A 24,198-nucleotide genomic window follows, 5' to 3' on the forward strand; every position below is an offset into this window, starting at 1 on the left:
CACAGCATGTCAGCCGCCATCGCCCCGAAAGCCATTGCCGTCCTGACCACGCGCGCCGAAGCCGTGGCGCTGATCCAGCGCCTGGAAAAGACCATTGCCGAACTGAACAGCCTGCTCGCCGAAGAGACCGCGCTGGTTCGCGACGCCAAGGTCGGCCGCGCAGCCCCGGTCGCCGCCGCCAAGAGCGAGCTGTCGCGCCGCTACATGGCCGAGCTCGACTGCCTGAAGGCCAATGCCGCCTTCGTCCGCCACGCGGCCTCGGACCATATCGGCAAGCTGCAGGCCGACAATGACGCCCTGCAACAGGCGCTCGAGATCAATCTGGCCGTGCTCGCCACCGCCCATGCCGTCGCCGAAGGCATCATTCGCACGGTCGCCACCGCGGTCGAGGCCAAACGGGCGCCGTCGGGTTATGGCGCCAATGGCAAGGCGGCCGGCCAGCGGCCGCGCGCCGGCGCGCCGCTGACCGTATCGCGCCAGCTCTGAGCCGTCACGCCAGCGACATCGCCCCGGGCCATAAGAGGTCGGCACGCAGCACCGGCGCAACCGCCCCTGCAAGGTTAAAGAAACCGGCCGATTTCCGGGACAATTTGACGAAAGATATCGGCAATCTTTACTATACAAGCTTACCTGGGATTCAGCGGCATGCGCTAAGTTCCCCCAACGGAAGCACCAATTCTGGCGCCTTCCGTTAGGGAGTACCGGCCATGGACATCGGGTCCTCACGGCCGGCCGTCGGATCGGTTTACGTCGGGCGGCCGGAAACGGCTCTGTATCGCGAAGCGGTGCGGACCGAGCTGCCGCATGGCCAGCGCGTGGCCCAGCCGGTATCGACCGGCGCCACCGCCGGTGCCAATGACCGCCGCCCGGGCGACGGCGCGGCGCGCGACGAACGGACGCTGGCCGACCGCAAGGCGCGCATGCAGCGCATCGCCGACAGTATCCGCGAATCCCTGCAGAACCGCATCGACAAGGACGACGACGCCGGCACGCTGGTCTATCGCACCGTCGATACCGACACCGGCAAGGTGATCAACCAATATCCCGACGAGCTGATCCTCAAGCTGCGCGCCTATGCCCGCGAAATGCAGCGCAAGGACGAAGCCAAGCTCGCCGGCGCCAACGAGCACGCCCGGGTCGAAAAGGTCGCGTGAGGCGGGGACGCCATTGTGGACCATCGGTTTGTTGAGTTGATCGGCGATCCGCCACGCCCCAAGCGCCGCACAGGAACCCCGATGTCATCCCCGGCCGAGCGAAGCGAGGGGAAGGGGATCCAGGGGTTGCAGGGCTTATCCCTCGACGCTGCGAGATCGCCTCAACGACTTGCGCTGAAAGCTCGGCCTTTTGGCCCCTGGACCCCCTTCCCGCCCTCGCTCCGCTCGGGCGCCGGGGGTGACGTAGAGAACGTCCCGGCCATCGATTGAGCCGGTTCGCCGCCGCCAAAATCTCACACCTCGCCCAAACCTTACTTCAGGAACTGCAGCACGGCCTGATCGGCCTGCGAGGCGAACGACAGCGAGGTGGTCTGCAGCGACTGGCGGGTGTTGAGCGCGAGCAGGTTGGCGCCTTCCTCATTGGTGTCGGCGAGCGTCAGGTTGTCGGCGCCGACCTGCAGCGTGTTGATCATCTGCTTGGTGAAATCCTTGCGGTTCTGCACCGAGGAGAGCTGGCTGCCGAAGGACGACGAGATCGAGCGGATCGCGGCCAGCGCGTCCTTGATGATGTCGAGCTTGGCGTCGAGCACCGCGTCGGTGTCGAATTCCGGCGCGGTCACCGCATCGGTCTTCAGGAAGGCGTTGTCGATCGCGGTGGCCATGCCGGCCTTGTCGCGGGCTTGGACATTGATGAAGCTGGTGCCGGTCTCGTTCAGGGTCAGCTTCAAGTTGTCGCCGCGCAACAGGTTGACGCCGTTGAACGAGGCGTCGTCGCCGAATTTGGTGATCTGGTCGCGCAGCTCGTTGAACTGGCGGGCAAGCGAGGTGCGCACGCTGTTGCCGGCGATCTTGGCCGAGCTCGCCGAACCGTCGATCCTGCCGCCGGTGACACCTTTGACGTCCATTTCCTGGGTCGAGATATTCTGCAGGCGCAGCCGGCCGTTGTCGTTCGAGGCGGTGACCTTGCCGGTCAGCCCGAGCGTGGCGTTGATCGCGCTGACCAGCTGGTCGACGGATTTCGGGGCGTAGCTGGTGACCGGCGCTGCACCGAACACCGCCGCGGCCGTGCCGTTGACGTTGCCGGTGCTGTCGGCAACCGTCGCCGCCGTGCCGCTCGCGTCGGTCAGCGCGATCCGGCCGCCGACATTGGCCGCCACCGTGCTGCCGAAGGCCGCATTGATCTTGCCGATCTGAGCGGTGATGTCGTCGCCATTGGCGAGCGTCACCGTCTTGGTCACCGTGCCGATGGTCACGTCGATGTCGCCGGCGGTCGGCGCGGTCACCGCGGCGCTGGCATTGCCGGTGCGCACCAGGCTCTGCAGCTTGACGTCGATACCGGTCGTGCCGATCGCGCCGCCCGACAAGGTCAGGTTCTTGGCAGCCGCCGTGCCGATGAGGCCGGCGTCGACGTCATAGGACTGGCTCTGGAACGACTTGTCCTGGCGCGCCTGATTGAGGGTCGACTGCATCGACTGCAGCGCCGTGGTGATCGAGGTCAGGCCGTTATTCGCGGCCTGGATCGTCTGGATGCCATTGGCCATGCCGTCGAGCAGGTTCGACAGGTCGCTGGCGCGCGACGAGAGCGACGAAGCGGTGAAAAAATTGGTCGGGCTTTCGAGCGCCGAATTGACCTTCTTGCCGGTCGACAGGCGGGTCTGGACGACGTTCTTGAGCTCGGCGGTGCTCTGCAGGTTGAGCAGGTTCGAGCGGACGCCGGCGGAAAGCGTAATGCTGGTAGCCATCATGTTTTCCCTTCATGGGATAGCGGTGCTCTCTTTCTTGAGAGCGATGGCCACGTTACCGATGGGCTCCTAATGAGGCGTTAACCACGACGCCTTTTTCAACGCGCTGCGCGGCGCGCTTGATAAGGGTTCAAGCGCGGCCGGACATCGGCTCAAGAAACGGCGGCGCCGAAGCGCCGTCGTCGGACGTCTCCGTCAGGCCCTCAAGGGCCTAGCGGAGGAACTGAAGGACTGCCTGGTCCGCCTGCGAGGCAAACGACAGTGAAGTGGTCTGCAGCGACTGGCGGGTGTTGAGCGCCAGAAGGTTCGCACCTTCCTCGTTGGTGTCGGCGAGCGTCAGGTTGTCGGAACCAACCTGCAGTGTGTTGATCATGTTCTTGGTGAAGTCCTTGCGGTTCTGCACCGAGGACAGCTGGCTGCCCAGCGACGACGAGACCGAGCGGATCGAGGACAGCGCGTCCTTGATGATGTCGAGCTTGCCGTCGATCGCGCTGTCGCTGTCCAGATCCTTGGCCACCGTCGTGTCCACCTTCAGGAAGGTGTTGTCGACGGACGCGGCGTTGCCCGCCTTGTCCTTGGTCTGGACGTTGATGAAGCTGGTGCCGGTTTCGTTCAGGTTCAGCTTCAGGTTGTCGCCGCGCAGCAGATTGACACCGTTAAAGGAGGCGTCGTCGCCGAACTTGGTGAGCTGGTCACGCAGGTCGTTGAACTGCTTGGAGAGCGAGGTACGGACGCTGTTGCCGGCAACCGTGCTGGTCGAGCCGACAACGCCGTCGACCTTGCCGCCACCGGCGCCCTTGGTGGTCAGATCCTGGGTCGACAGGTTCTGGACACGCAGCTTGCCGTTGTCGTTGGAGGCAACCACCTTGCCGGTCAGCGCTGTGGTGCCGTTGATCGACGTCACCAATTGATCAACCGTCTTCACCGCACCTGTGCTTGCGACGACACCGTTGGTCGACGCGCGGTTGCCCGGGGCGAAGCCAGCGTTCGTCAACGTTGGCGGGCTGCCGGCAAGCGTGATGTTGTTGCCGGAGGCGCTGGTGAAAATGACCTGGCCGCTGGAACCATCGGCGCTAATGCCGGCCGCGCCGCCGGAAGCCGCGCCGAGAGCGGTGTTGATCCGGCCGGCGACGGTCGCGGCATCGTCGGCCGCAAGAAGCGTCACGTTTACCGCGGCACCGCCGTTGAGGCCGTTGGCCGAAATCGTGAACGATCCCGCGCCACCGGGGCCAATGGTTCCCAACATCCCCGAGCCGGTCAGCGTGGCCGGCGTTGCGGCAACATTTGCGGTGTTCAGAGCGATATCGACACCGGCCCCGCCGGCCGGTCCGATCGAACCGCCCGAGAGGTTCAGGTTCTTCACCGCGGCCGTGCCGATCGCGGTTGCGTCGATCTCGTAGGACTGGGTCTGGAACGACTTGTCCTGGCGCGCCTGGTTCAGCGTCGACTGCATCGATTGCAGCGTCGTGGTGATCGAGGTCAGGCCGTTATTGGCCGCCTGAATCGTCTGGATGCCGTTGGCCATGCCGTCGAGCAGGTTCGACAGGTCGCTGGCGCGCGACGAGAGCGACGAGGCGGTGAAAAAATTCGAGGGATTGTCGAGCGCCGAATTGACCTTCTTGCCGGTCGACAGGCGCGTCTGCGTGACGTTCTTCAGGTCCGCGGTGCTCTGCAGGTTGAGCAGGTTCGAGCGGACGCCAGACGAAAGCGTGATATTCGAGGCCACTTCATTTCCCTTCGTGGGACGGCACTCTCGTTCTCGAGAGCTTTCGATTTATTGCAGATGAACTTCTAAGACTGCGTTAATACTGACGCTGCGGAAGGTTGCCGCGCAAAATAACCGCAAGCGCGAGGCACTCTTCTTGACGCCAAAAAGAAACGGCGGCGCCGAAGCGCCGCCGCTGGAGGTCTCCCGTCAAGCCCTAGAGGACTTAGCGGAGGAACTGGAGAACCGCCTGGTCCGCCTGCGAGGCGAAGGACAGCGAGGTGGTCTGCAGCGACTGGCGGGTGTTGAGCGCCAGAAGGTTCGCGCCTTCCTCGTTGGTGTCGGCGAGCGTCAGGTTGTCGGAACCGACCTGCAGCGTGTTGATCATCTGCTTGGTGAAGTCCTTGCGGTTCTGCACCGAAGACAGCTGGCTGCCGAGAGACGAGGAGACCGAACGGATCGAGGACAGGGCGTCCTTGATCACGTCGAGCTTGCCGTCGATCGTCGAGTCGCTGTCGAGGTCGGCGGCAACGGTGGAGTCCACCTTCAGGAAGGTGTTGTCGACCGAGGTCGCATTGCCCGTCTTGTCCTTGGTCTGGACGTTGATGAAGCTGGTGCCGGTTTCGTTCAGGTTCAGCTTCAGGTTGTCGCCGCGCAGCAGGTTGACGCCGTTGAAGGAAGCGTCGTCGCCGAACTTGGTGAGCTGGTCACGCAGGTCGTTGAACTGCTTGGACAGCGAGGTACGCACGCTGTTGCCGGCGACCGTGCTGGTCGAACCGACAACGCCGTCGACCTTGCCGCCACCGGCACCCTTGGTGGTCAGATCCTGGGTCGACAGGTTCTGGATACGCAGCTTGCCGTTGTCGTTGGAAGCGACCACCTTGCCGGTGAGCGCGGTCGTGCCGTTGATGGCGGTAACAAGTTGATCGACGGTCTTCACGGCACCCGGCGCAACCGCGGCCGCGCCGTTGTTCGTGCCGTTGCTGATGCCCGTCGCGGTCGCACCGGAGGTGGTAGCAGCGTAGCCCGAAACCGTGACGTTGGCGGCCGCACCAGTGGCCGCGCTGGTGAACACGATCTGGCCGCCGGAAACGGATGCTGTAACCGACGTGTTCGAAGCGGCGGTCAACTCGGTGTTGATGGCCGTTGCGAAGTTCGCCAGCGAACCCACACCGGCGGCACCACCAGCGGTATTAAGTTTAGCCGCGTTGATCGAGATCGCGGTGCCGTTCAGCGTGAAGGCGACGGAGTCGCCACCGCCGCTCAGGTCGACGTTGGCCGTGGCGCCGGCGCCAGTGCGAACGGCGGCGGTAGCGGCACTGCCAGCACCGGTCGTGTTCAACGCGATATCGACACCTGCGCCGCCAGCCGGCCCGATCGAACCGCCCGACAGGTTGAGGTTCTTGACCGTCGCGGTGCCGATCGCGGTTGCGTCGATCTCGTAGGACTGGGTCTGGAACGACTTGTCCTGACGAGCCTGGTTGAGGGTCGACTGCATCGACTGCAGGGTGGTGGTGATCGAGGACAGGCCGTTATTGGCCGCCTGGATCGTCTGGATGCCGTTCGCCATGCCGTCGAGCAGGTTCGACAGATCGCTGGCACGCGACGACAGCGACGAAGCCGTGAAGAAGTTGGACGGATTGTCGAGAGCGGAGTTGACCTTCTTGCCGGTCGAGAGGCGCGTCTGGGTGATGTTCTTCAGGTCCGCGGTGTTCTGCAGGTTGAGCAGGTTCGAGCGGACGCCAGACGAAAGCGTAATAGCCATAGTGATTCCCTCCATGGGATCGAAATGCTCTCGTTCTTGAGAGCATCCGTTTTATCGGCGGCGGATTTCTAAGACCGCGTTAATCCGCATGGTTAACGAAACATGTTTGAAAGCAGCGGGATGGCCGGATGGAACCGCTTGGACCCTGGCCGAACCGGGCCTCTCGAACCGACCTCTTAAGGAAAATCACACGCCCGCGCGCGGAACCATTGCGCTAACCTTCGCTTAAGCCCGACGGCATTAGGGTCTTTCCTCGGCGCGCCGAAAAAGGATGGTCCTTGCCATGGCCGTGATCGGATCGAGCGGTTTCTACGATCTCTCGCCCTACCAGCAGTCGCAGGTCTGGAGCTCGAAGCGTGCTTCGGCGATCAGCGATTCCATGGGCGCGACCAGTCAGTTGATGAACTCGCTGAACGGCCAGGCGAATTCGGTGGCTTCCGTGCTCGCCGGCGCGGGCGGCGGCGGTTCGCTCAATGCCATTCTCGGCGGCTCGACCGATACGACGGCCTCGATGAACGCCAATGCGCTGTTCGGCGGCGGAATGGGCGGCTCGCCTGAAGAGGCACTGCAGAACGCCGCCAATGGCGGCAAGAGCGACGACGCCATTGCCCAGGAAAACTATGTCGCCGGGGTCATCAAGCGCCGGCAGGCCAAGGAAGCCGAAGCCAAGGCCGGCGCCAAGGTCAACATGATCGCCTGAGGCGATTGCCGGTCGCGGGCCGGCCGACAGCCACCCCGAGAAAAAGCTCAACTGAAACAACCCTCTCCCAGAGGGAGAGGGTGGCGCCGTCAGGCGCCGGGTGAGGGGTCGTCCATGTCCGGACAGGGCGGCACGTAGCGCGCGCGTTGGCCTCAGTTCTCCACGCTTACGCCCCTCACCCGCCGGCTCCGCCGGCACCCTCTCCCAATGGGAGAGGGTTGGTTCGGCGGCGCTTCGGCCTGCCGCGCGCTTCAGGGCCGACACTCCACTCACCCCTCCTTCCTTGCCGCCCGGCAAATCCTGCCGGTTAACTATTGCCGTGTCGCAGCAGTCACAGGCCGCCAACTTAAGCCCTTCAATTCCCGATGTTTTTTCGCCGAAACGGCCAGCATTAACTTTTGAGTAAGATTAACGGGTAAGAGTGCTCCGTGGATGGCGCGCGATAGATTCGCCGCACCGCGACCGGGGGCATCTCATGAGCGACATCGTTCTATCGAAAGGCATTCGCAGCAACCTGCTGTCGCTGATCGATACCGCTGGCCTCCGCGACCAGACGCAGAACCGCCTGTCCACCGGCAAGCGCGTCAACACCGCGCTCGACAATCCCGGCAATTATTTCTCGGCGAGCCAGCTCAACGGCCGCGCCGCCGATATCACCAACCTGCTCGACGGCATCGGCAACGCGGTGCAGACCCTGCAGGCCGCCGATAACGGCATCCGTTCGATCATCAAGGTGGTCGAGAACGCCCAGGCCATCGCCCGCCAGGCGCAAGGGTCGGCCTCGACGCAAGCCCGCCTCAACGGCGTGACGCCGAAGCTCGCCGGTGTGCCGACCGCCCTGACCGCCCAGACCAGCCTCTCCTCCTACGGCTTCACGGTCGGCGACACGATCACCCTGTCCACCGGCACCACGGTCAATGCCACCACGCTGACCATTGCCGCCGGCATGACGGTCGGCGATCTCGTCAACGCCATCAACAACAACACCAGCGCGGCTGCGGCCACCGGCGCCGGCGTCCTGATCGGCACCGGGACCGGCGCCGATGCGCGGGCTTCGCTCACCCCCGACGGTCGCCTGCTGATGGAAGCGACCGGCGTCCAGCCGCTGCAGATCACGGTGACGCCATCGGGCACCTCCACTGCCCCGGCAGTGGCCGCGGCGCTCGCCGGCATCGGCTTCGACGCGACCAATTCGAGCCAGCCGGCGGGCAAGGCCAACCAGACCCGCACCGACATTTCCGTGCAGTTCGGCGAGCTGCGCCGCCAGATCGACCAGCTGGCCAAGGATGCCGGTTATAACGGCGTCAACCTGCTCAATGCCGACACGCTGCAGGCAATGTTCAATGAGAAGCAGTCGTCGTCGCTGACCATCACCGGCGCGCGCATTTCCACCGACCGCGATCTCGCCATCAAGCCGGCCTCGAACAATTTCCAGACCGACAAGGACATCAACGATGCCCTCGCCGACCTGACCTTTGCGATGAACAAGCTGAGGGCCCAGTCGAGCGCCTTCGGCTCCAACCTGGCACTGGTGCAGATCCGCCAGAAGTTCACCCAGGAAATGGCCAATACGCTGAAGACCGGCGCCGACAACCTGACGCTCGCCGACATGAACGAGGAAGGCGCCAACATGCTGGCGCTGCAGACCCGCCAGCAATTGTCGACCCAGGCCCTGTCGCTGGCCAACCAGGCCGACCAGGGCGTGCTGAGACTGTTCAGCTAAAGGTACCCTTTCTTCCAGCCGGCCGAATGGCGGGGACCTCCCCGCCTTTTCGCTTTTTCAGGCGCCGTTCACCGCGTCGGGCGGGCATCGGCGCAGCGCGCCCCGTCGCCGTCGCGCATGTGATAAGCTCTTGCCTTGTTCCGAATCGCACACGGAGAGGCCGGATGGCGCTCAAGGTGGAATTGAAAGCTGGCGAGAAATTCATTCTCGGCGACAGCGTCATCACCAACGACGATCAACGCACGCGCCTGACCATCGAGGGCGAGGCGCCGATCCTGCGCGAAAAAGACGTGATGACCATGGAGACGGCGGATACGCCGTGCAAGAAGATCTACCTGGTCGTCCAGCTGATGTACCTGTCGCGCGACCCGATCAAGCATCACGAGATGTATTTCGAGATGGTCAACGACGTGCTGGAAGCAGCGCCTTCAACGCGTCCATACATTACCGAAATCAACAATCACATATTAACCGGTTCCCTCTACAAGGCTCTAAAGGCCACCAAGGGTCTGATCGAGTACGAAGGGGCACTGCTGGGTCATGCATCACGGAGCAGCGGCGTACGCGTCGACGGCTAGAATCACCGCGACGGCCAACCCGCGCGAACTGGAAGCAAGCCTCCTTCTGAAGGCCGCTGCCCGCATCCAGACGCTGAAGGACCAGTGGCCCGGCGCCAATGGCGAGCTGAGCCAGGCGCTGAATTATAATCGCAAGCTGTGGACCGTGCTGACCACCTCGGCGACCAAGGCGGACAATCCCCTGCCGCTGCCGATCAAGAACAACATCGCCAATCTCGGCATGTTCATCTTCAGCCGCAGCCTGGATATCGAGATCGAACCGGCGCCCGAGAAGCTCGCCGTGCTGGTGTCGATCAACCGCAACCTGGCGGCGGGGCTATCGGGACGGGGGTGAGAGAAGGTGCGCCCTCAACTGACCCTCTCCCAAAGGGAGAGGGTTAGTTTGGTGGCGCGCGGCCCCATTCGCCACTCGCCACTCGCCTCAGAGATAATTGACCAGGGTCAGCTTCGACAGCATCGAGCTGGTCTGGTAGCTCGCCTGCATCATGGTCTGCAGCGCCACGATCTGGGCGGCGAGTTCCTCATTGTTGACCCCGGTCACATCGCTCAGCAGCCCGGTCAGCATGGCGTCGGTTTCCTTGTGCCGCGCCTTGGCCGCGTCGGCATTGGAATTGGCCGAGGCGATCTCGATCTGGATCGAGGTGACGGTCTGCGCCGCGCCCTGGCCCGACAGCCCACTGGCGACCCGGCTGGCCAGCGCCTGGTAGCGCTCTTTCGCCAGCGTGTCGTCGTTCTGGAAGGTCACCGCGCTCGCCACCGCGAGATTCTGGATGGTCGCGCGCAGGGCCTCCTCGTCGGCGCGCGCGCCATAGGTCACCGACACCGCGGTATCGACCTGGGCCGCCGCGGTCGCCCTGGGATCCCCGGAGATCCGGTCGCCCTGATACCAGCGCAGTGTGCGGTTCTCGGCGTTGGCGGGCGTGTCGAAGGCGACCGCATCGGCCATGGTGCCGGAGACGCCCGGCACCAGCCGCTTGGCGACGCCCGGTTGCACCGCCGGCGGGCCGGCCAGGACCGCGGCATTGGTCTCGCCCTTGAAAAAATCCTCGCCGGCCTCCGTTGCGGAAGCCGCGGCGAGGCCGGTCGAGACCAGCTTGGCCAGGCCATCGCCCAGCGCGCCGCGCATATTGGCGAGCGTCTCGGTCTGGGTCGCGCCAATGCGGAACTGGCCGGGGCCGACCGTCGGGCTGTCGGCGGCGACCGCCGTCAGGGTGATCCGCTCGGTCGAGCCGTCGGGCAGCTTGAAGCCGATGGTCAGGTTCTCGCCGGCCTTGGCGGTGCCGGCGCCGGTGGCGATCGACAGCGAGGCCGGCGGTCCTGCCGTCATGGTCGCGGTGGCGCCGCCGACCGCGCCGGTGACATTGTCGAGCTTCAGCCCGAAGGCATGGGCGCCGTCCTCGGCAAGCGTGATCGGGCTCGCCGCGGCGCCCGACAGGGTCAGCCGGCCGGTGGCGCCGGCGTCGCGCTCGGGCGAGGCCGCCGACGAGCCGAGATCAGCCTGCATGCGCTCGAGCAGGGCCTGCTTGAAGCCGTCCTTGGTGCCTTGTCCGGCCATGATCGCGGCGCTGTCGAGCACCGGCGGCGTGCCGGTCTGGCGGCCGCCGAACAGGTAGCGCCCGCCATCGTCGCTGTTGAGCATGCCGATGACCGCATCCAGGCTGTTGCTCGCCGCCAATTGCCCGACGGTGCGGCCCGAGGCGAGCGTGAAGTCGATCGAGGTCAGCGAGGTCTTGGTGCTGGCGACCGTCTTCTGCACGCCGCTCAGCGCGGTATCCATGATCTTGATGCGGGTCTGCACCAGCGAGATGTTCTGCTGGTAGGACGCGACCTGGCTGCGCGAGCCCTGGAAGCTCAGAGCCAGCGAACGGTCGAGCCCGAGGCCGGCATAGGTCTCCGACTTCTTGCCCGAGCCGAGCTGGCGCTGCAGCTCGGCAAGCTGGTTCTTCATCTGCAGGAAATCGGTCCCGCCGAAGCCCGGAATGATGCCGGAAGTGCGGATGGCCATGGTCGGTCCTCACATCTGCCGGAGAATGTCGAACATCTCCTTGACCGCCGACATGACGCGCGCATTGGCGCCATAGGCGGTCTGGAGCTGGATCAGCATCGACATCTCGGTATCGATATTGACGGCGGAGCTGGCGTCGTAGCGGGCCTGCAACTGGCTGATCACCACCTGCTGGCCTTCGTTGAGCTGCTTGGCGACCGCCGCCTCGTTGCTCTGGGTCGAAATGACGTTGCGGGTATAGGACAGGAGCGAGCCCTGGAACGGCGTCCCGGCCGAGCCGATGCCGGCCTCGGGTGAGAAATAGCGGGTGGCGCTGTTCAGCGCGTTGCTCAGGAAGTTCGGCCGCGTCGCGTCCGAATCCTGGGTCCGGGGGCTGGTCTGCATCACCACCAGGCCGCTCGGATCGGCCTTCAGCGCGGCATTGATGTCGATCCGGCCGGCAAGCCCGGTGATCTGCGACCCCGAGGCGGTGATCCGGTCGGTATAGAGCCCGCCGGGCGCGGTATTGTCGATGAAGAACGGCAAGGCGGGCGCGCCGCCATTGATCGACTGGGCGGTGACATTGGCCTTGGCCTGGCCGACCGAGGCGCCGCCGGCGACCGTCGGGTCGGCCAGCACGCGCAGATTGCCGCCCGACACCGACACCGCGAAGGCGCCCGCCGGCGCGCCGGCGCCGGCCGCCCAGCTGTCGATCGCCGCCTGCATCTGGCTGGCGTGGCCGGCGGCCGAATTGCCGGTCAGCCGGAACACCTTGTCGTTCGGATCGGCCGACATGCCGTCGGTGATCGGCACCGCGGCGTCGTCGACCCGCTTGAAGGTGAATTTCTGCTTCACCCCGTTGACGGTGGCTTCCACCGTCACGGTGTCGCCATCCGACAGGCCGGGCCCGAGCGGCGTGTCGAAACCGGTGGTCGGGCCCGGGCCCGGAACGGTCACCGCGCTGGAGCTCGACGAGGTTCCGAGCGCCTGGGCCAGGCCGCCGGCGATCTGGTCGAGCTGGTCCTGGGCCGCCACCAGCGACTTGTCGCGCAGTTCCAGGAGCGCGCCGATCTTGCCGGACTTGAACACGCCCTGGGCGACCAGGTCGACGGTCGAGCCGCCGATCGCCGCGGTAATGGTGCCGACCGAGCGCTTGGCCGGATCCGGATCATATTGATTGGCCGGGCCGATCAGGCCGCGGGCGTCGAAATTCAGGGTCGGCGACGTGCCGCTGAGCAGCACGAAGCCGTTGCCGCCATAAAGCTGCACGCCGTCGCTGGAATCATAGGCCACACGCACGTCGACATATTGCGAGATCTGGTCGACCAGGTCGTCGCGCCGGTCCAGGAGCCCGGCGCGCGAGGCGTCCGAGGTGCTGGTGGTGCGCAAGGTCTCGTTCATCGACTGCAGGTCGCCGAGCAGCCCGTTGAGCGCCTTGGTCGCGTCCGCCAGGCCCTGTTCGGCATCCTGGCGCATGCCCTGGATGGTGCTGCTGAGCGACCGCAGCGACTGGGTCAGCACGGTCGCCGAATTGATCACGCCGGCGCGCGCGGTGGCGCTTTCCGGCGAGGTCTGCAGGGTCTGGAACGCGGTGGAGAAATTGTTCATCACCGTGTCGAGCGCGCGCGCCGAACCCGGCGCGCCGAAGGCCTGGTCGAGCCGGCCCATGAAATTCGCCCGGGTCGAGGCGTAATAGCCGTTCGACCGTTCGGAGATCAGCTGGCGCTGGACGAAGGCGTCGAATTCACGCCGGACGCTGCCGGCCTCGACCCCGCCGATGCCGGTGCCCGACAGCATCGAGATCGGGTCGATGGTCTTGCGGGTATAGGTCGAGTTTCCGGCATTGGCGATATTGGCGCCGGTCAGGCTCATCGCGGTCGAGGTGAACCGCAATCCGGACAACGCGTTGTTGAGGGCACTCGACAGGGCCATGTCCCGTCACTCCTTGACGCCAGATATCAAGATCCGCGTTCAGCGGATCATGTTGATGGTTTCCTGGAGCATCGCGTTCGCCGTGGTGACGATGCGCGTGTTCGAGGCATAGGCCTGCTGCGTCACGATCAGCTTGGTGAACTCCTCGGAGATATCGACATTCGAGCCCTCGAGGCTGTTCGACGAGATCTTGCCGCCGCCGCCAAGAATGGGTGAGCCGGATTCGGCGGTCTCGCCGAAGGCGCCGCCATCCATGCGCTTCAGGCTGTTCTCGCCCTGGAAGGTGGCAAGCGGGATCTGGAACAGGTCGAGCGCCTGGCCATTGGTGTAGTTGCCGCGCACCCGGCCGGTATCGGTGATCGTCACATTGGCGAGCTTACCGGCCGAATAGCCGTTCTGGTCGATCGTGGTGACCAGCACCGAGCCGTCGGTGCGGGCATACTGGGAGATGCCGTTGCTGCCGATGTCGAGTTTGACATTGCCGACATTGACGCCGTTGACGGTCAGGTTCGAGATCGTCGGGCTGGTCGTCGGCGCGGTCATCTGACCGGTGCCATTAAAGGTGAAATCACTGCCGATGCGGGTCCAGGCCTCGGTGCCGGCACCGGAATTCGACTGGTAATAGGCGTTCCAGGTCGCCTCGACCGCCGGCGGACCGGCCGAAGCATTGGCGGTCTTGGTCCAGCGCACCTGGACGTTGACCGGATTGCCGAGCGGGTCGTAGGCGGTGATCGAACCGCCGGAAACCGAGGACGCGACAAATTTCGCGGCGTCGCCCGGAACACTGCCATAGCTCGCCGCGCCAGCGGTCAGCGTCGGGTCGATCAGTTCGCTCCCCGCCACGGAGGCCTGGTAGCGGGCGGTGGCCGGCACCGAGGGCAGGCTCGCGCGGTAATTGATCGCCGAGGTCGACTTGGCCGGGATCACGTCATTGGTGATCTGGATCGCGGTCGGCGAGCTGCCCGACGGGTTGCCGGTGGTCGGGTCGAGTTTCAGGCCGCGCAGGTAATAACCGGCGCCGTTGACCATGTAGCCATTGGCATCGACGGTGAAATCGCCGCGCCGGGTGTAATAATTAACATTGGAGAACACCGGCTGGTTGTCGAGCGAACCGGTCGACTGCTGGACGATGAAATAGCCGCTGCCATTGATCGCCAGGTTGGTATTCACTCCGCTCGCCTGGACCTGGCCTTGGATCGTGTTGGTGGCGCGCGACTGCGCGGTCACCGAGCCGGCCAGTTCGCGCTTCGGCGCGCCGTCGGGGATCAGGTCGACAAAACTGGTATCGATCCGTTTGAAGCCCGAGGTCTGCGAATTGGCGATATTGCCGGAGATATTCTCGAGCGCGTAGGACTGCGCGGCGAGACCGCTGACCGCCGTGGTCATCGCACCGAAGATACCCATGACATTCCTCCCCCGGGCCAAACGGCCGATACCCTGCCGCGCTGCACTTGCATCGCTGTCGGCCCTGGCTCTGCAGCGGCCATGCCAAGGCAGGTGCGAGAGATTTCAATGTCTTAGCTGGTTAACCGGAGGTTGATTTGAGCCCGCCCGGCAAGATCGGTTGCCGGTCCGGCAAATTCTGCCGGGTGCTTGCGGCTGCAGGCCTCGCCCCCTACCCTGCCGGCCTGAAGCAGATTGACGCTGATTTTGGTTTCAAGGAGCATCCATGACGTCCCGGCGTTTCGAGGGCACCAGCGACTATGTCGCGACCGACGATCTGAAGGTGGCGGTCAATGCCGCGATCACGCTCGAGCGTCCGCTCTTGGTGAAGGGCGAGCCTGGCACCGGCAAGACCGTGCTCGCCATCGAGATCGCCAAGGCGATCGGCGCGCCGCTGATCGAATGGCATGTCAAGTCGACCACCAAGGCCCAGCAGGGCCTCTACGAATATGACGCGGTGTCCAGGCTGCGCGACAGCCAGCTCGGCGACGAGCGGGTCAAGGACATCGCCAACTACATCCGGCGCGGCAAATTGTGGGAAGGCTTCACCGCCGACGTCCGGCCGGTGCTGCTGATCGACGAGATCGACAAGGCCGATATCGAATTCCCCAACGACCTCCTGCAGGAGCTCGATCGGATGGAATTCTTCGTCTACGAGACCGGCGAGACGGTGAAGGCGGCGCAGCGGCCGGTGGTGATCATCACCTCCAACAACGAGAAGGAACTGCCGGACGCCTTCCTGCGCCGCTGCTTCTTCCACTACATCAAGTTCCCCGATGCCGAGACCATGGCGCGCATCGTCGATGTCCATTTCCCCGGCATCAAGCAGAAGCTGGTGTCCGAGGCGCTGCGCATCTTCTACGAGGTGCGCGACGTGCCCGGCCTGAAGAAGAAGCCCTCGACCTCCGAGCTGCTCGACTGGCTGAAGCTGCTGATGGTCGAGGACATGAGCCCGGAAACCCTGCGCGAGAAGGATCCGCGCAAGTCGATCCCGCCGCTCCATGGCGCGCTGTTGAAGAACGAACAGGACGTGCATCTGTTCGAGCGCCTGGCCTTCCTCGCCAGGAGAGGCTGATGCAGGGGCTGGTGCGGCCTGCCCTCGTCGCGGCAATCCTCGGTCTCGCCGGCTGTGCGCAGCTGGCGACCGAGGCGACCCCGCCGGGCCCGCAGCCGCCCGCCTCGCCCTGGGCGATCGAACGTCAGGTCGCCCGCTGCCGGCTGACCCAGTCCGGCGGCACCCAGTCGAGCCAGGCCGGCGGTGGCGGCCTGTTCATCGGCGGCTCGGTCACCGCCATCAGCCGCACCGTGACGCCCGAAACCGAGGGTTGCCCGGCGATCCTGGCGCTCACCGACGAAGATGTCGGTGAGATCCGCACCCTCGTCCAGGCCACCGGCGCCAGCAGCCGCGGCCTCGACACCAATTGGCGTAGCCGCACCGGGCTTCGCCGCGACATGACCTTGTCGGTCTATCCGGAAACCGGCGGCAACCGCGCCTGCCGGATCGTCTCGGCCACGCTTGTTGTGTTCGACGGTCCGGTCGCAGCCTTTGTCGGCGCGCCGCCGCCGGTGACGCTCGACGAACAGCGGCTCTGCCGGGCGCCATCGGGGGCCTGGGAGCCGCTCTGATCGTTTGAGTGTTTCGTCCGGCCGCGGAGGCCGGCGCCCGGCGACATGCCGCGGAAACAGACCCCCGGCACCATGCCGGGCATGAACACGATCACACTCGGCGTTACCTTGATCACCACCGGTCTCATTGGCCTCTTCGCCTATGTCGACAGCCGTGTCGATGTGGGCGCGGCGGCCAAGGATCGAACCGGCCAACGCGGCAAGCCCGGCGGACGCTGAGCCGCCGGCGAGGACAGCGCCATGAGCTCGACCCTCGGCCTTGTCATTGCGGTCATCGGCGGCGGCGCGGCCCTGATGGCAGTGCTGTTCGGCCGCGCCAGCGGCGACACGTCGGACAGCGACGGCGCCTCGGCGAGCGCCGGCGGCAGCGACAGCAGTTCGTCCTCGTCCTCGTCCTCGTCCTCCGATGGCGGCGGCGGTGGTGACAGCGGCGGCGGCGGTGGCAGCGACTGAGGCATAAGACCGCCCCACGGGCTCGCTGCGCCGCGCCGGAGCGAGCGAACGACACCAGACCAGACCCCGCTTGAACCTCTACGTCACCCCCGGCGAGCGCAGCGAGGGAAGGGGGTCCAGGAGTTGCAAGGCGCTTCGCCGACCACCGCGAAATCTCCCAAACACATGCGCTAAGGGTGCAGTCTGTTGGCTCCTGGACCCCCTTCCCTCGCTTCGCTCGCCGGGGGTGACGTAGAGGACCAGCCCCTCCCCCTCACCCCGCGCAGCGCGGCACCTTGTCCTGCCAATCCGCCGCGGCGATCGCAGCCCTGAGGTCGGTATCCTCGGTCAGGGTGATGAAGCTCTCCTCGCGCGCCGGCTTGAGAAAACTCGATATCCTGACCGGGCCGTCGGGGATCGCCGACCGGGCGCAGCCGCCCGCGACCCGGATCTCGACGCTGCCCCTGATGCGCGGACCGCTGGTCCTGGAGTCGCGTCCCAGCGCCTGGATCGCCGCCAGCCGTGGCACGTCGTTCGGGTCGACCCGCCAGACGCTGAGCGCGAAGCCCGGCCGGGCCTGGCCGGCGAGCCCGGCCCGTTCGGCCGGCGCCGTCGTTTCCACCAGCACGAAACGGTCGACCGTCTCGGGCCGGCCCTCGGCCCTGGTCTTGATGGACATCGTGGCGTCGCCCGGACGCAGCGCCAGCATGGCCGGCAGCCGCAAGCCGGCGCGCACCTCGTTGAAATCCATGGTCAGGAAATCGAGCCGCATCAGCCGCGGCAGGCTCGACACCGGCACGCCGAAACAGCCCGAGAGCCCCAGCGAAACGACCATCAGGACGAAGGCCCGCGACAGGCGCGGCAACAACAGGCCCAAACCGCCGGACAGCGCCAGCGCCACGGCCAGCAGGATGGAGGTCGTCGACGCGGGCGGCACAAACATGTTTCAATTCCAATTTGACGGCGATTAATTATCGTATTACAGAAATAAAATATCGAGTCAAACGGAGCCATTGCGTGACCCACATTGTCGACAACAGGAACATTGCCGGTCTCAGGGCCATCGCCGACCGGCGCGCGCGCTGGGCTCGCATCATGTCGGGAGCGACGCTTGTCTGCATGGCGATCGCGGTCGTCGGCTCGCTCTGGGTCTGGCTCGACCCTGAGCTCGTCAGGGGCATCCTGGCGCCCCATATTGGCCTCGCTGGCCACCCGGTCGCGGTCACCCCGGCGGTTCAGCTCGCCGGCATCGCGCTGTCGGCGCCGCCGCTCGCCCTGTTGATCTACCTGCTGCTGCAGGCACGCGCGGTGTTTTCCGGTTTCGCCACCGGCATCAGCTTCTCCGATCTGGTGGCCACCCGCGTCCGGCGCATCGGTTTGATCCTGGTGATCAAGGGCCTGCTCTCGCCGCTCTGGCGCGCCGCGGCCGGCGTGATCCTGACGCTCGCCAATCCGCAGGGACAGAAGGTGATCGCGATCACGATCGGGCTCGACGACATCCTCTGGGCGATCGTCGGTGGCCTGCTCGTCGCGATTGGCTGGACGCTCGGCGAGGCTGCCCGAATCGCCGAGGAAAATGCGAGCTTCGTCTGATGCCGATCCTGGTCAATCTCGATGTCATGCTGGCGCGCCGCAAGATGCGCTCGAAGGAACTCGCCACCCGGGTCGGCATTACCGAAGCCAATGTCTCGCTTCTGAAGTCCGGCAAGGTGAAGGGCATGCGTTTCGAGACGCTCGACGCGATCTGCGTCGCGCTCGACTGCCAGCCCGGCGACATCCTGGAATATGTCGCGCCCGACGACCCGCGCGCGGCGCTCGTCGGCAAGGACTAGCTCTAGCTTTCGACACGGGTGACGGCCGGCATTTCCATGCTTAAACTCGTGCCATGTTCATCACCTTCTTCCACGACCTGAAAAAGGCCGGCGTGCCGGTCACCGTGCGGGAATATCTGACGCTGATGGAGGCGCTCGACGCCGATGTCATCGAGCGCTCGCCGGAGGATTTTTATTACCTGTCGCGCGCCACCCTGGTGAAGGACGAGCGCAATATCGACAAGTTCGACAAGGTGTTCGGCGCCACCTTCAAGGGGCTGGAAACGGTGGTCGAGGGGATCGAGGCCGAGATCCCCGAGGAATGGCTGCGCAAGCTCACCGAGAAGTTTCTGACCGAGGAGGAAAAGAAACAGATCGAGGCGCTGGGCGGCTGGGACAAGCTGATGGAGACGCTGAAGCAGCGGCTCGCCGAACAGAAGGGCCGCCACCAGGGCGGCAACAAGTGGATCGGCACCGGCGGCACCTCGCCCTTCGGCGCCTATGGCTATAACCCGGAAGGCATTCGCATCGGCCAGGACGGCAACCGCAATTTCCGCGCGGTCAAGGTCTGGGACAAGCGCGAGTTCAAGGATTACGACGACACGGTCGAGCTCGGCACCCGCAACATCAAGATCGCGCTGCGCCGCCTGCGCAAATTCGCCCGCACCGGCTCGCCCGACGAGCTCGACCTCGACGGCACCATTCGCGAGACCGCCCGCCACGGCTTCCTCGACGTGCAGATGCGGCCCGAGCGGCGCAATTCCATCAAGGTGCTGATCTTCTTCGACGTCGGCGGCTCGATGGACTGGCACATCCAGCTCTGCGAGGAGCTGTTCTCGGCCGCCAAGGCCGAGTTCAAGCACATGGAATATTTCTACTTCCACAACTGCCTTTACGAGAAGGTCTGGAAGAAGAACTCCAGGCGCTTCGACGAGACCGTGCCGACCTGGGACGTGCTGCATAAATATGGCAACGACTACAAGGTGATCTTTGTCGGCGACGCCTCGATGAGCCCCTATGAGATCGCCCAGCCGGGCGGCTCGGTGGAACATTTCAACGAGGAGGCCGGGGTCACCTGGCTGAAGCGGATTTCCGCCGTCTATCCCTCGATGGTCTGGCTGAACCCGGTCCAGCAGAAGCACTGGGACTATACCCATTCGGTCGGCATGGTCCGCGACCTGATGGAGCAGCGCATGTTCCCGCTCACCCTCTCCGGCCTCGACAAGGCAATGAAGGAACTGGTGCGGTAGGGCCACGCGGAACGACGAGCGAAACAGGCCACCGGAAGTCGACACGACACTGACGTGCACACTCTCTGACCAGGCCATCCCACGGGCTTCTACGTCACCCCCGGCGAGCGAAGCGAGGGAAGGGGGTCCAGGAGCTGCAGAGCTCCCACTCCAACGTCGCGAAATCACCGGAACGCATGCGCGGAGAGGGCGGATTGTCGACTCCTGGACCCCCTTCCCTCGCTTCGCTCGCCGGGGGTGACGTCAGGGGTTCGCCCGCAATCTCCTTTCTGTCCTCTCCTTTGCCGGCCTTGAGCTCTCGCACGACGACGAATACTGGACTCGGTCCCGCCCGCCCCCTAGACCCCAGACCCATGACCGAGCCGATCGCCACAGCACCCGCCGATGCCCTCTGGCGTGACGCCAGGGGCCAGCCGTTCTTCCGCCACCGGCCGAAACTGGTCGGCGCCGAGATCACCTTCACGCTCGAGCCCGACGCGCTGGCCTGGAGCGACGGCAAGATCGAGGGCCGGCTGCCGCTGCACCAGATCGGCGAGGTGCGCATCGTCTATCGCCCGGCCAATCTCTACACGCGGCGGTTCCGGGTCGAGGTCAGCCAGCGGCTCGGCAAATCCGTCTGGTTCGCCAATCTCAGCTATCGCGGCCTGATGGAGGTCGAGACCAACGACGAGGCCTTCGCCGCCTTCGTGCGCGAACTGCTGCCGCGCATCGCCAAAGCCTCGCCCAAGGCGCGTTTCCTCGGCGGCGAGCCGGCCTGGCGCTACGGGCTGGTCGGCCTGTTCAGCCTGGTGCTCGCCGGCGCCGCCATCGTCGTCGGCATCGAGGCGGTCAAGACGCTGACCTGGGCACTCGCCGGCGCGGTGCTGGTGGTGGCCGGCTACATGGCCTGGCAGATGGCCCAATGGCTGATCCGCAACAAGCCCGTCACCATCGACCCACAGGATCCGCCGGCGGCCCTGCTGCCCTGAGGGGAAACAGGTGCCCACGCGGCCGGCCAGGAGCGTCCCGGAATTCCGCCAACTTGCCGCTGATGGTGACGTTCCGCGCGGCGACGGCGTGACCGCTGCGAGACACCGCCCCCCGCGGACGTGCCGGCGCGGCGGCCGGCGACCGCCTGACCACCGGACCAAGGAGCGGTCCGGCAGTCCGGCCGGGCGTCAGGCCGCTTGCGCGCGGCGCAGCGGTGGAAAGGCCAGGGCCAGCGCCACCGCGGCGAGGGCAACGAGGCCCGAGCCGACATAGAGCCAGCGATAGGCGTTGAAGGCATCGAAGATCCAGCCGCCGGCGAGCGGGCCGATCGCCATGCCGAGGCTGGAGAGCATCGTCGCCGCGCCGAAAACCGCGCCCATGATCCGCTGGCCGAAATGGTCGCGGGCGAGCACCGCATAAAGCGGCATGACGCCGCCATAGGCCGTGCCGAAAATGACCGACAGCAGGTAGAAGCCGCTGAGCTGGCTGACGAAGACATAGGCCGCGATGGCCACCGCCTGGACCAGCAGGCCGGCGACCAGCACCTGCTTGACGCCGACCCTGTCGGCGAGAACGCCGAGCAGCAGGCGGCCGCCGAGGCCGGCCAGCCCCTCGAGGCTGTAGATGCTGACCGCCGCCATGGTCGAGATGCCGCAGAACATGGCATAACTCATGGTGTGGAAGATCGGCCCGGAATGGGCGGCGCAGCACAGGAAGAAGGTCGCGCCGAGCACCAGGAATTGCGGCGACTTCAATGCGTCGGCAAGCGACATGTCCGGCCCGGTATCGGGCGCCTCGGCTTCGCTGGCCGCCGGCGCGGGCGGCAGGCGGACCAGCAGGGCCGCCGGGATCAGCAGCACCCAGGCCATGACACCGATGGTCGCCATGGCGGTACGCCAGTCATAATGCGAGACCAGCCAGCCGGCGAGCGGCGAGATCGTCATCGGCGCCACGCCCATGCCCGCCGAAACGAGCGATACCGCGAGGCCTCGGCCGGTGTCGAACCAGGACGTCACCGTCGCGATCATCGGTGCGAAGAAGGCCCCGGCCGCAAGGCCGAGCACGACGCCGTAAGCGAACTGGAAGCCCAGGAGCGAGGTGGCCTGGCTTGCCAGCACCAGCCCGGCGCCGAGCAGGACCGCCCCGGCCAGCACCACGATCCTCGGGCCGTAGCGATCACTGGCCGCGCCCCAGCCGAAGCCGGCGACGCCCATGACCAGGAAGTCGATGGTCATGGCGCCGGAAATGCCGGCACGGCCCCATCCGGTTTGCGCCGACATCGGCTCGAGAAACACGGCCAGCGAAAACATCGCGCCGATGGCGACACATGTCATCAAGGCGCCAGCGGCGACGATCACCCAACGATATGACGGCACGATGCGGCTCCCCTGGAACTAGGCTTGTTGCGGACCGCGGATCACCAGTTCGACATAGCGGGCCAGATGATCGATGCTGTCGCGCGCGGCCTGCGCCTGGCCCTGGGCCTTGGCCAGGATGAAGGCGCCCTGGATGACCGTCTGGATATGCAGGGCGAGGCTGAGGGCGGTCCACGACGCTTCGACGCGATGCTGCCGGATGGCGGCCTCAACCACCTCGGCGAGCACGGCCGAATGGTCGGTCATGCCGCGCGCGCAAGCGTCGCGCAGGTCGGGATGGGTGGCATAGGTCTCCTGGACGACCGTGCCGGCAAAGCAGGTCCAGTCGGCCAGTTCGCCGGTCATCAGGGCCTTGCGCAGCGCGAGATAGCCGAGCAGCCGCTCCAGCGGATCCGGCGCCGCGGCGAATTCCGCTGCCGCGAACAGCCCCTCCGCGCAAGTTCCCCAGGCCTCGGCGGCGGCCAGCGCCAGGTCGTCCTTGCTGGCGAAATGATGGAAGAAACTGCCCTTGGTGACACCTGCCGCGGCGCAGATGTCCTCGACCCGGGTGGCGTTGTAGCCCTTGGCGCGCACCACGTTCAGCGCCGCCGCGATCAACCTGGCTTTTGACGGATGCTGCTCTTGCGCCATGATCGCTTCTTCCTCTCGGACCATACCCACCAGTTGGTATGGAGTCAATTCGGCCACCGACCCGATCCAAGGGCCGTTTGCCTGTGGGCCTTGCGCCTGCCTGGCGTGATGAGCCGGGGACCCCGCGGGCTAGTCCGGCAAGGCCTCGAACAAGCCTTCGTAACGCGACACCAGCCCGTCGCCGTCAACCTCGACCACCGCCTCGAAACCCTTGAAAACGCCGAGATCGACATAACACCAGCGGTCTGTCCCCAGCGCCTGGTAACGCTGCCTCGACGGCGTCACCGTCAGGCCGGGCGCCGCGACATAGGCCGTCGTCAGTTCGCCGGTGGCACCCGCCATCCGGCGGATCGCCAGGGTGTTGCAGAACGGCGTCGCCGACAGGTCGAGCTCGGCGCAGCCGTCAAGGTCGGGCCGTGCCGCGCCGTCGACCCGCCAGGCGGCAGCGCCCGCCCGCTCGATCGACAGCGAGCCGATGTCATCGGCCGCGAGGTCGAGATGCAGGCTGCGGGTCCGCCAGTCGCCGTCGAGTTGCCAGCGGTAATTCAGGCCGAAAGGCATCGCGCCGGCATGGACCAGCGAGGCTGTCACCAGCACCCCGTCGCTGGTCGGCCGCAGGCGGCAGACCTCCAGACCCGGCTCGTCGAGCCGGCGCCAGCGCCTGATCATGTCGTCCTCCAAGTCACCCGTGGATGCCGCTCACCCGTGGATGCCGCGCCATTCCGACAACATGACGCGGCCGAGATCGGGCCGCGGCGGCTCCGGCAGCAGCGCGATGAATTCCAGCGAATGTCCGTCGGGATCGGTGAAATAGACGCTCGCCGCGGGCATCCACGCCAGCACCACCGGCTCGTCGATCAGCCGGTTGCCGCCGTCATGCGGCGTCAACCCCTTCGCCCTGAGCAAAGCCACCGATTTTTCGACATCGGCCAGGTCGACCGAAAAGGCGATGTGCAGCCGCATCGACAGCGGCGCCGAGCCGATCGACCAGAGCCCCAGCATGGCGGTGTCGGGCTTCGGCACCCAGAAGAAGGCGACGTTGCGCGCGTCAATGATGAAGGCCAGCGGCAGACCGAGGGTATCGCGGTAGAAGGCGATCGAGCGGTCGAGGTCGCTCACCGTCAGATGGGCTTCATAAAGGCTCTTGATCGGCACGATCATGGGTCTTCACCGTCCCGGTCTCATGCGGCTCGGACGCGTCGACGGAACAGTGGCCCGGATAGCCATTGCGCACCTGCCGACGATCCGAGCATAGCCGGATCGGTTCGGCCGGCGAAGTCCACAGCCTGATGGTGAGGTTCAATCGCCGAGCATGGCCTGGAACGCCTGCCACGCTTCGCCGTGCAGTTCGAAGCCGATGCCCGGCGCCTCAAGCGGC

At 65.8% G+C, this 24,198-nt stretch carries 25 protein-coding genes; 14 read left to right on the top strand and 11 right to left on the bottom strand.

What is annotated here, in order from left to right:
• The first annotated feature begins 6 nt into the window (after positions 1 to 6).
• Entirely contained in the window at positions 7 to 486 is a 480-nt protein-coding gene (locus E8M01_RS01405) for a hypothetical protein (protein WP_136958475.1), read from the top strand.
• A gap of 221 nt (positions 487 to 707) precedes the next feature.
• Positions 708 to 1,154 (top strand): flagellar protein FlaG, encoded by a 447-nt coding sequence (locus E8M01_RS01410; RefSeq protein WP_136958476.1) that lies wholly within the window; start codon positions 708 to 710, stop codon positions 1,152 to 1,154.
• Between the two features lie 311 nt (positions 1,155 to 1,465).
• Here E8M01_RS01410 and E8M01_RS01415 read toward each other — a convergent pair whose 3' ends face one another.
• The 3 genes from E8M01_RS01415 to E8M01_RS01425 form a co-directional block, all read right to left on the bottom strand.
• Positions 1,466 to 2,896, bottom strand: coding sequence for a flagellin N-terminal helical domain-containing protein (locus E8M01_RS01415; protein WP_170181721.1), 1,431 nt, complete (start codon positions 2,894 to 2,896; stop codon positions 1,466 to 1,468).
• Positions 2,897 to 3,107: 211 nt separating this feature from the next.
• A complete protein-coding gene (locus E8M01_RS01420) occupies positions 3,108 to 4,622 on the bottom strand; it encodes a flagellin N-terminal helical domain-containing protein (RefSeq protein WP_136958478.1) in 1,515 nt (504 codons plus the stop codon).
• Positions 4,623 to 4,827: 205 nt separating this feature from the next.
• Positions 4,828 to 6,366, bottom strand: coding sequence for a flagellin N-terminal helical domain-containing protein (locus E8M01_RS01425; protein ID WP_170181722.1), 1,539 nt, complete (start codon positions 6,364 to 6,366; stop codon positions 4,828 to 4,830).
• Positions 6,367 to 6,649: 283 nt separating this feature from the next.
• Between E8M01_RS01425 and E8M01_RS01430 the strand changes: the two genes are divergently transcribed.
• The 4 genes from E8M01_RS01430 to flaF all read left to right on the top strand — a co-directional run bounded on the left by E8M01_RS01430 (position 6,650) and on the right by flaF (position 9,701).
• A complete protein-coding gene (locus tag E8M01_RS01430; RefSeq protein WP_136958480.1) occupies positions 6,650 to 7,066 on the top strand; it encodes a hypothetical protein in 417 nt (138 codons plus the stop codon).
• A gap of 475 nt (positions 7,067 to 7,541) precedes the next feature.
• Positions 7,542 to 8,789: a flagellin N-terminal helical domain-containing protein gene (locus E8M01_RS01435; protein WP_136958481.1), complete on the top strand. Its 1,248-nt coding sequence runs from the start codon at positions 7,542 to 7,544 to the stop codon at positions 8,787 to 8,789.
• A gap of 164 nt (positions 8,790 to 8,953) precedes the next feature.
• A complete protein-coding gene (gene flbT / locus E8M01_RS01440; protein WP_136958482.1) occupies positions 8,954 to 9,367 on the top strand; it encodes a flagellar biosynthesis repressor FlbT in 414 nt (137 codons plus the stop codon).
• On the top strand, positions 9,330 to 9,701 hold the full coding sequence (flaF, locus tag E8M01_RS01445) for a flagellar biosynthesis regulator FlaF (protein ID WP_136958483.1): 372 nt from the start codon (positions 9,330 to 9,332) through the stop codon (positions 9,699 to 9,701). Before flbT ends, flaF begins: the two co-directional genes overlap by 38 nt.
• Positions 9,702 to 9,788: 87 nt before the next feature.
• On the opposite strand, the gene E8M01_RS01450 is transcribed toward flaF, so the two are convergent.
• The 3 genes from E8M01_RS01450 to E8M01_RS01460 are packed head-to-tail and all read right to left on the bottom strand — an operon-like array spanning position 9,789 to position 14,687.
• Positions 9,789 to 11,372, bottom strand: coding sequence for a hypothetical protein (locus tag E8M01_RS01450; protein WP_136958484.1), 1,584 nt, complete (start codon positions 11,370 to 11,372; stop codon positions 9,789 to 9,791).
• 9 nt (positions 11,373 to 11,381) lie between these two features.
• Entirely contained in the window at positions 11,382 to 13,283 is a 1,902-nt protein-coding gene (flgK, locus tag E8M01_RS01455; protein WP_136958485.1) for a flagellar hook-associated protein FlgK, read from the bottom strand.
• Between the two features lie 39 nt (positions 13,284 to 13,322).
• A complete protein-coding gene (locus E8M01_RS01460; protein WP_136958486.1) occupies positions 13,323 to 14,687 on the bottom strand; it encodes a flagellar hook protein FlgE in 1,365 nt (454 codons plus the stop codon).
• A gap of 265 nt (positions 14,688 to 14,952) precedes the next feature.
• Here E8M01_RS01460 and E8M01_RS01465 point away from each other — a divergent pair, with 265 nt between their 5' ends.
• From E8M01_RS01465 to E8M01_RS01475, 4 genes are read left to right on the top strand one after another with little or no spacing between them, the layout of a single operon-like run.
• Positions 14,953 to 15,801, top strand: coding sequence for an AAA family ATPase (locus tag E8M01_RS01465; protein WP_136958487.1), 849 nt, complete (start codon positions 14,953 to 14,955; stop codon positions 15,799 to 15,801).
• A complete protein-coding gene (locus tag E8M01_RS01470; RefSeq protein WP_136958488.1) occupies positions 15,801 to 16,352 on the top strand; it encodes a hypothetical protein in 552 nt (183 codons plus the stop codon). Before E8M01_RS01465 ends, E8M01_RS01470 begins: the two co-directional genes overlap by 1 nt.
• A gap of 45 nt (positions 16,353 to 16,397) precedes the next feature.
• Positions 16,398 to 16,571, top strand: a complete 174-nt coding sequence (locus E8M01_RS34935) for a hypothetical protein (RefSeq protein ID WP_170181723.1) — start codon at positions 16,398 to 16,400, stop codon at positions 16,569 to 16,571.
• A gap of 21 nt (positions 16,572 to 16,592) precedes the next feature.
• The gene (locus E8M01_RS01475) at positions 16,593 to 16,805 is read left to right on the top strand and encodes a hypothetical protein (RefSeq protein WP_136958489.1); all 213 of its coding nucleotides are present in this window, start codon (positions 16,593 to 16,595) and stop codon (positions 16,803 to 16,805) included.
• 253 nt (positions 16,806 to 17,058) lie between these two features.
• Here the strand turns inward: E8M01_RS01475 and E8M01_RS01480 are convergent, their stop codons facing one another.
• Positions 17,059 to 17,727 carry a hypothetical protein gene (locus E8M01_RS01480; protein WP_246088559.1) on the bottom strand — a complete coding sequence of 223 codons (669 nt, stop codon included), beginning with the start codon at positions 17,725 to 17,727 and terminating at the stop codon, positions 17,059 to 17,061.
• A 74-nt stretch (positions 17,728 to 17,801) separates the two neighbouring features.
• Here E8M01_RS01480 and E8M01_RS01485 point away from each other — a divergent pair, with 74 nt between their 5' ends.
• The 4 genes from E8M01_RS01485 (at position 17,802) to E8M01_RS01500 (ending at position 20,813) form a co-directional block, all read left to right on the top strand.
• Positions 17,802 to 18,377: a DUF2975 domain-containing protein gene (locus E8M01_RS01485; protein ID WP_136958490.1), complete on the top strand. Its 576-nt coding sequence runs from the start codon at positions 17,802 to 17,804 to the stop codon at positions 18,375 to 18,377.
• On the top strand, positions 18,377 to 18,616 hold the full coding sequence (locus tag E8M01_RS01490) for a helix-turn-helix domain-containing protein (RefSeq protein WP_136958491.1): 240 nt from the start codon (positions 18,377 to 18,379) through the stop codon (positions 18,614 to 18,616). The genes E8M01_RS01485 and E8M01_RS01490 overlap by 1 nt, the downstream gene beginning before the upstream one ends.
• Positions 18,617 to 18,669: 53 nt before the next feature.
• Positions 18,670 to 19,845 carry a vWA domain-containing protein gene (locus E8M01_RS01495; RefSeq protein WP_136958492.1) on the top strand — a complete coding sequence of 392 codons (1,176 nt, stop codon included), beginning with the start codon at positions 18,670 to 18,672 and terminating at the stop codon, positions 19,843 to 19,845.
• A gap of 353 nt (positions 19,846 to 20,198) precedes the next feature.
• The gene (locus tag E8M01_RS01500; protein WP_136958493.1) at positions 20,199 to 20,813 is read left to right on the top strand and encodes a hypothetical protein; all 615 of its coding nucleotides are present in this window, start codon (positions 20,199 to 20,201) and stop codon (positions 20,811 to 20,813) included.
• Positions 20,814 to 21,002: 189 nt separating this feature from the next.
• Here E8M01_RS01500 and E8M01_RS01505 read toward each other — a convergent pair whose 3' ends face one another.
• The 4 genes from E8M01_RS01505 to E8M01_RS01520 form a co-directional block, all read right to left on the bottom strand.
• Positions 21,003 to 22,148, bottom strand: a complete 1,146-nt coding sequence (locus E8M01_RS01505) for an MFS transporter (RefSeq protein ID WP_425467760.1) — start codon at positions 22,146 to 22,148, stop codon at positions 21,003 to 21,005.
• 60 nt (positions 22,149 to 22,208) lie between these two features.
• On the bottom strand, positions 22,209 to 22,820 hold the full coding sequence (locus E8M01_RS01510) for a TetR/AcrR family transcriptional regulator (RefSeq protein WP_136958495.1): 612 nt from the start codon (positions 22,818 to 22,820) through the stop codon (positions 22,209 to 22,211).
• Positions 22,821 to 22,949: 129 nt separating this feature from the next.
• The gene (locus E8M01_RS01515) at positions 22,950 to 23,489 is read right to left on the bottom strand and encodes a putative glycolipid-binding domain-containing protein (RefSeq protein ID WP_136958496.1); all 540 of its coding nucleotides are present in this window, start codon (positions 23,487 to 23,489) and stop codon (positions 22,950 to 22,952) included.
• Between the two features lie 30 nt (positions 23,490 to 23,519).
• A complete protein-coding gene (locus E8M01_RS01520; RefSeq protein WP_136958497.1) occupies positions 23,520 to 23,981 on the bottom strand; it encodes a VOC family protein in 462 nt (153 codons plus the stop codon).
• Positions 23,982 to 24,198 lie beyond the last annotated feature (217 nt).

Source organism: Phreatobacter stygius, assembly GCF_005144885.1.
Classification (GTDB): Bacteria; Pseudomonadota; Alphaproteobacteria; order Rhizobiales; family Phreatobacteraceae; genus Phreatobacter; species Phreatobacter stygius.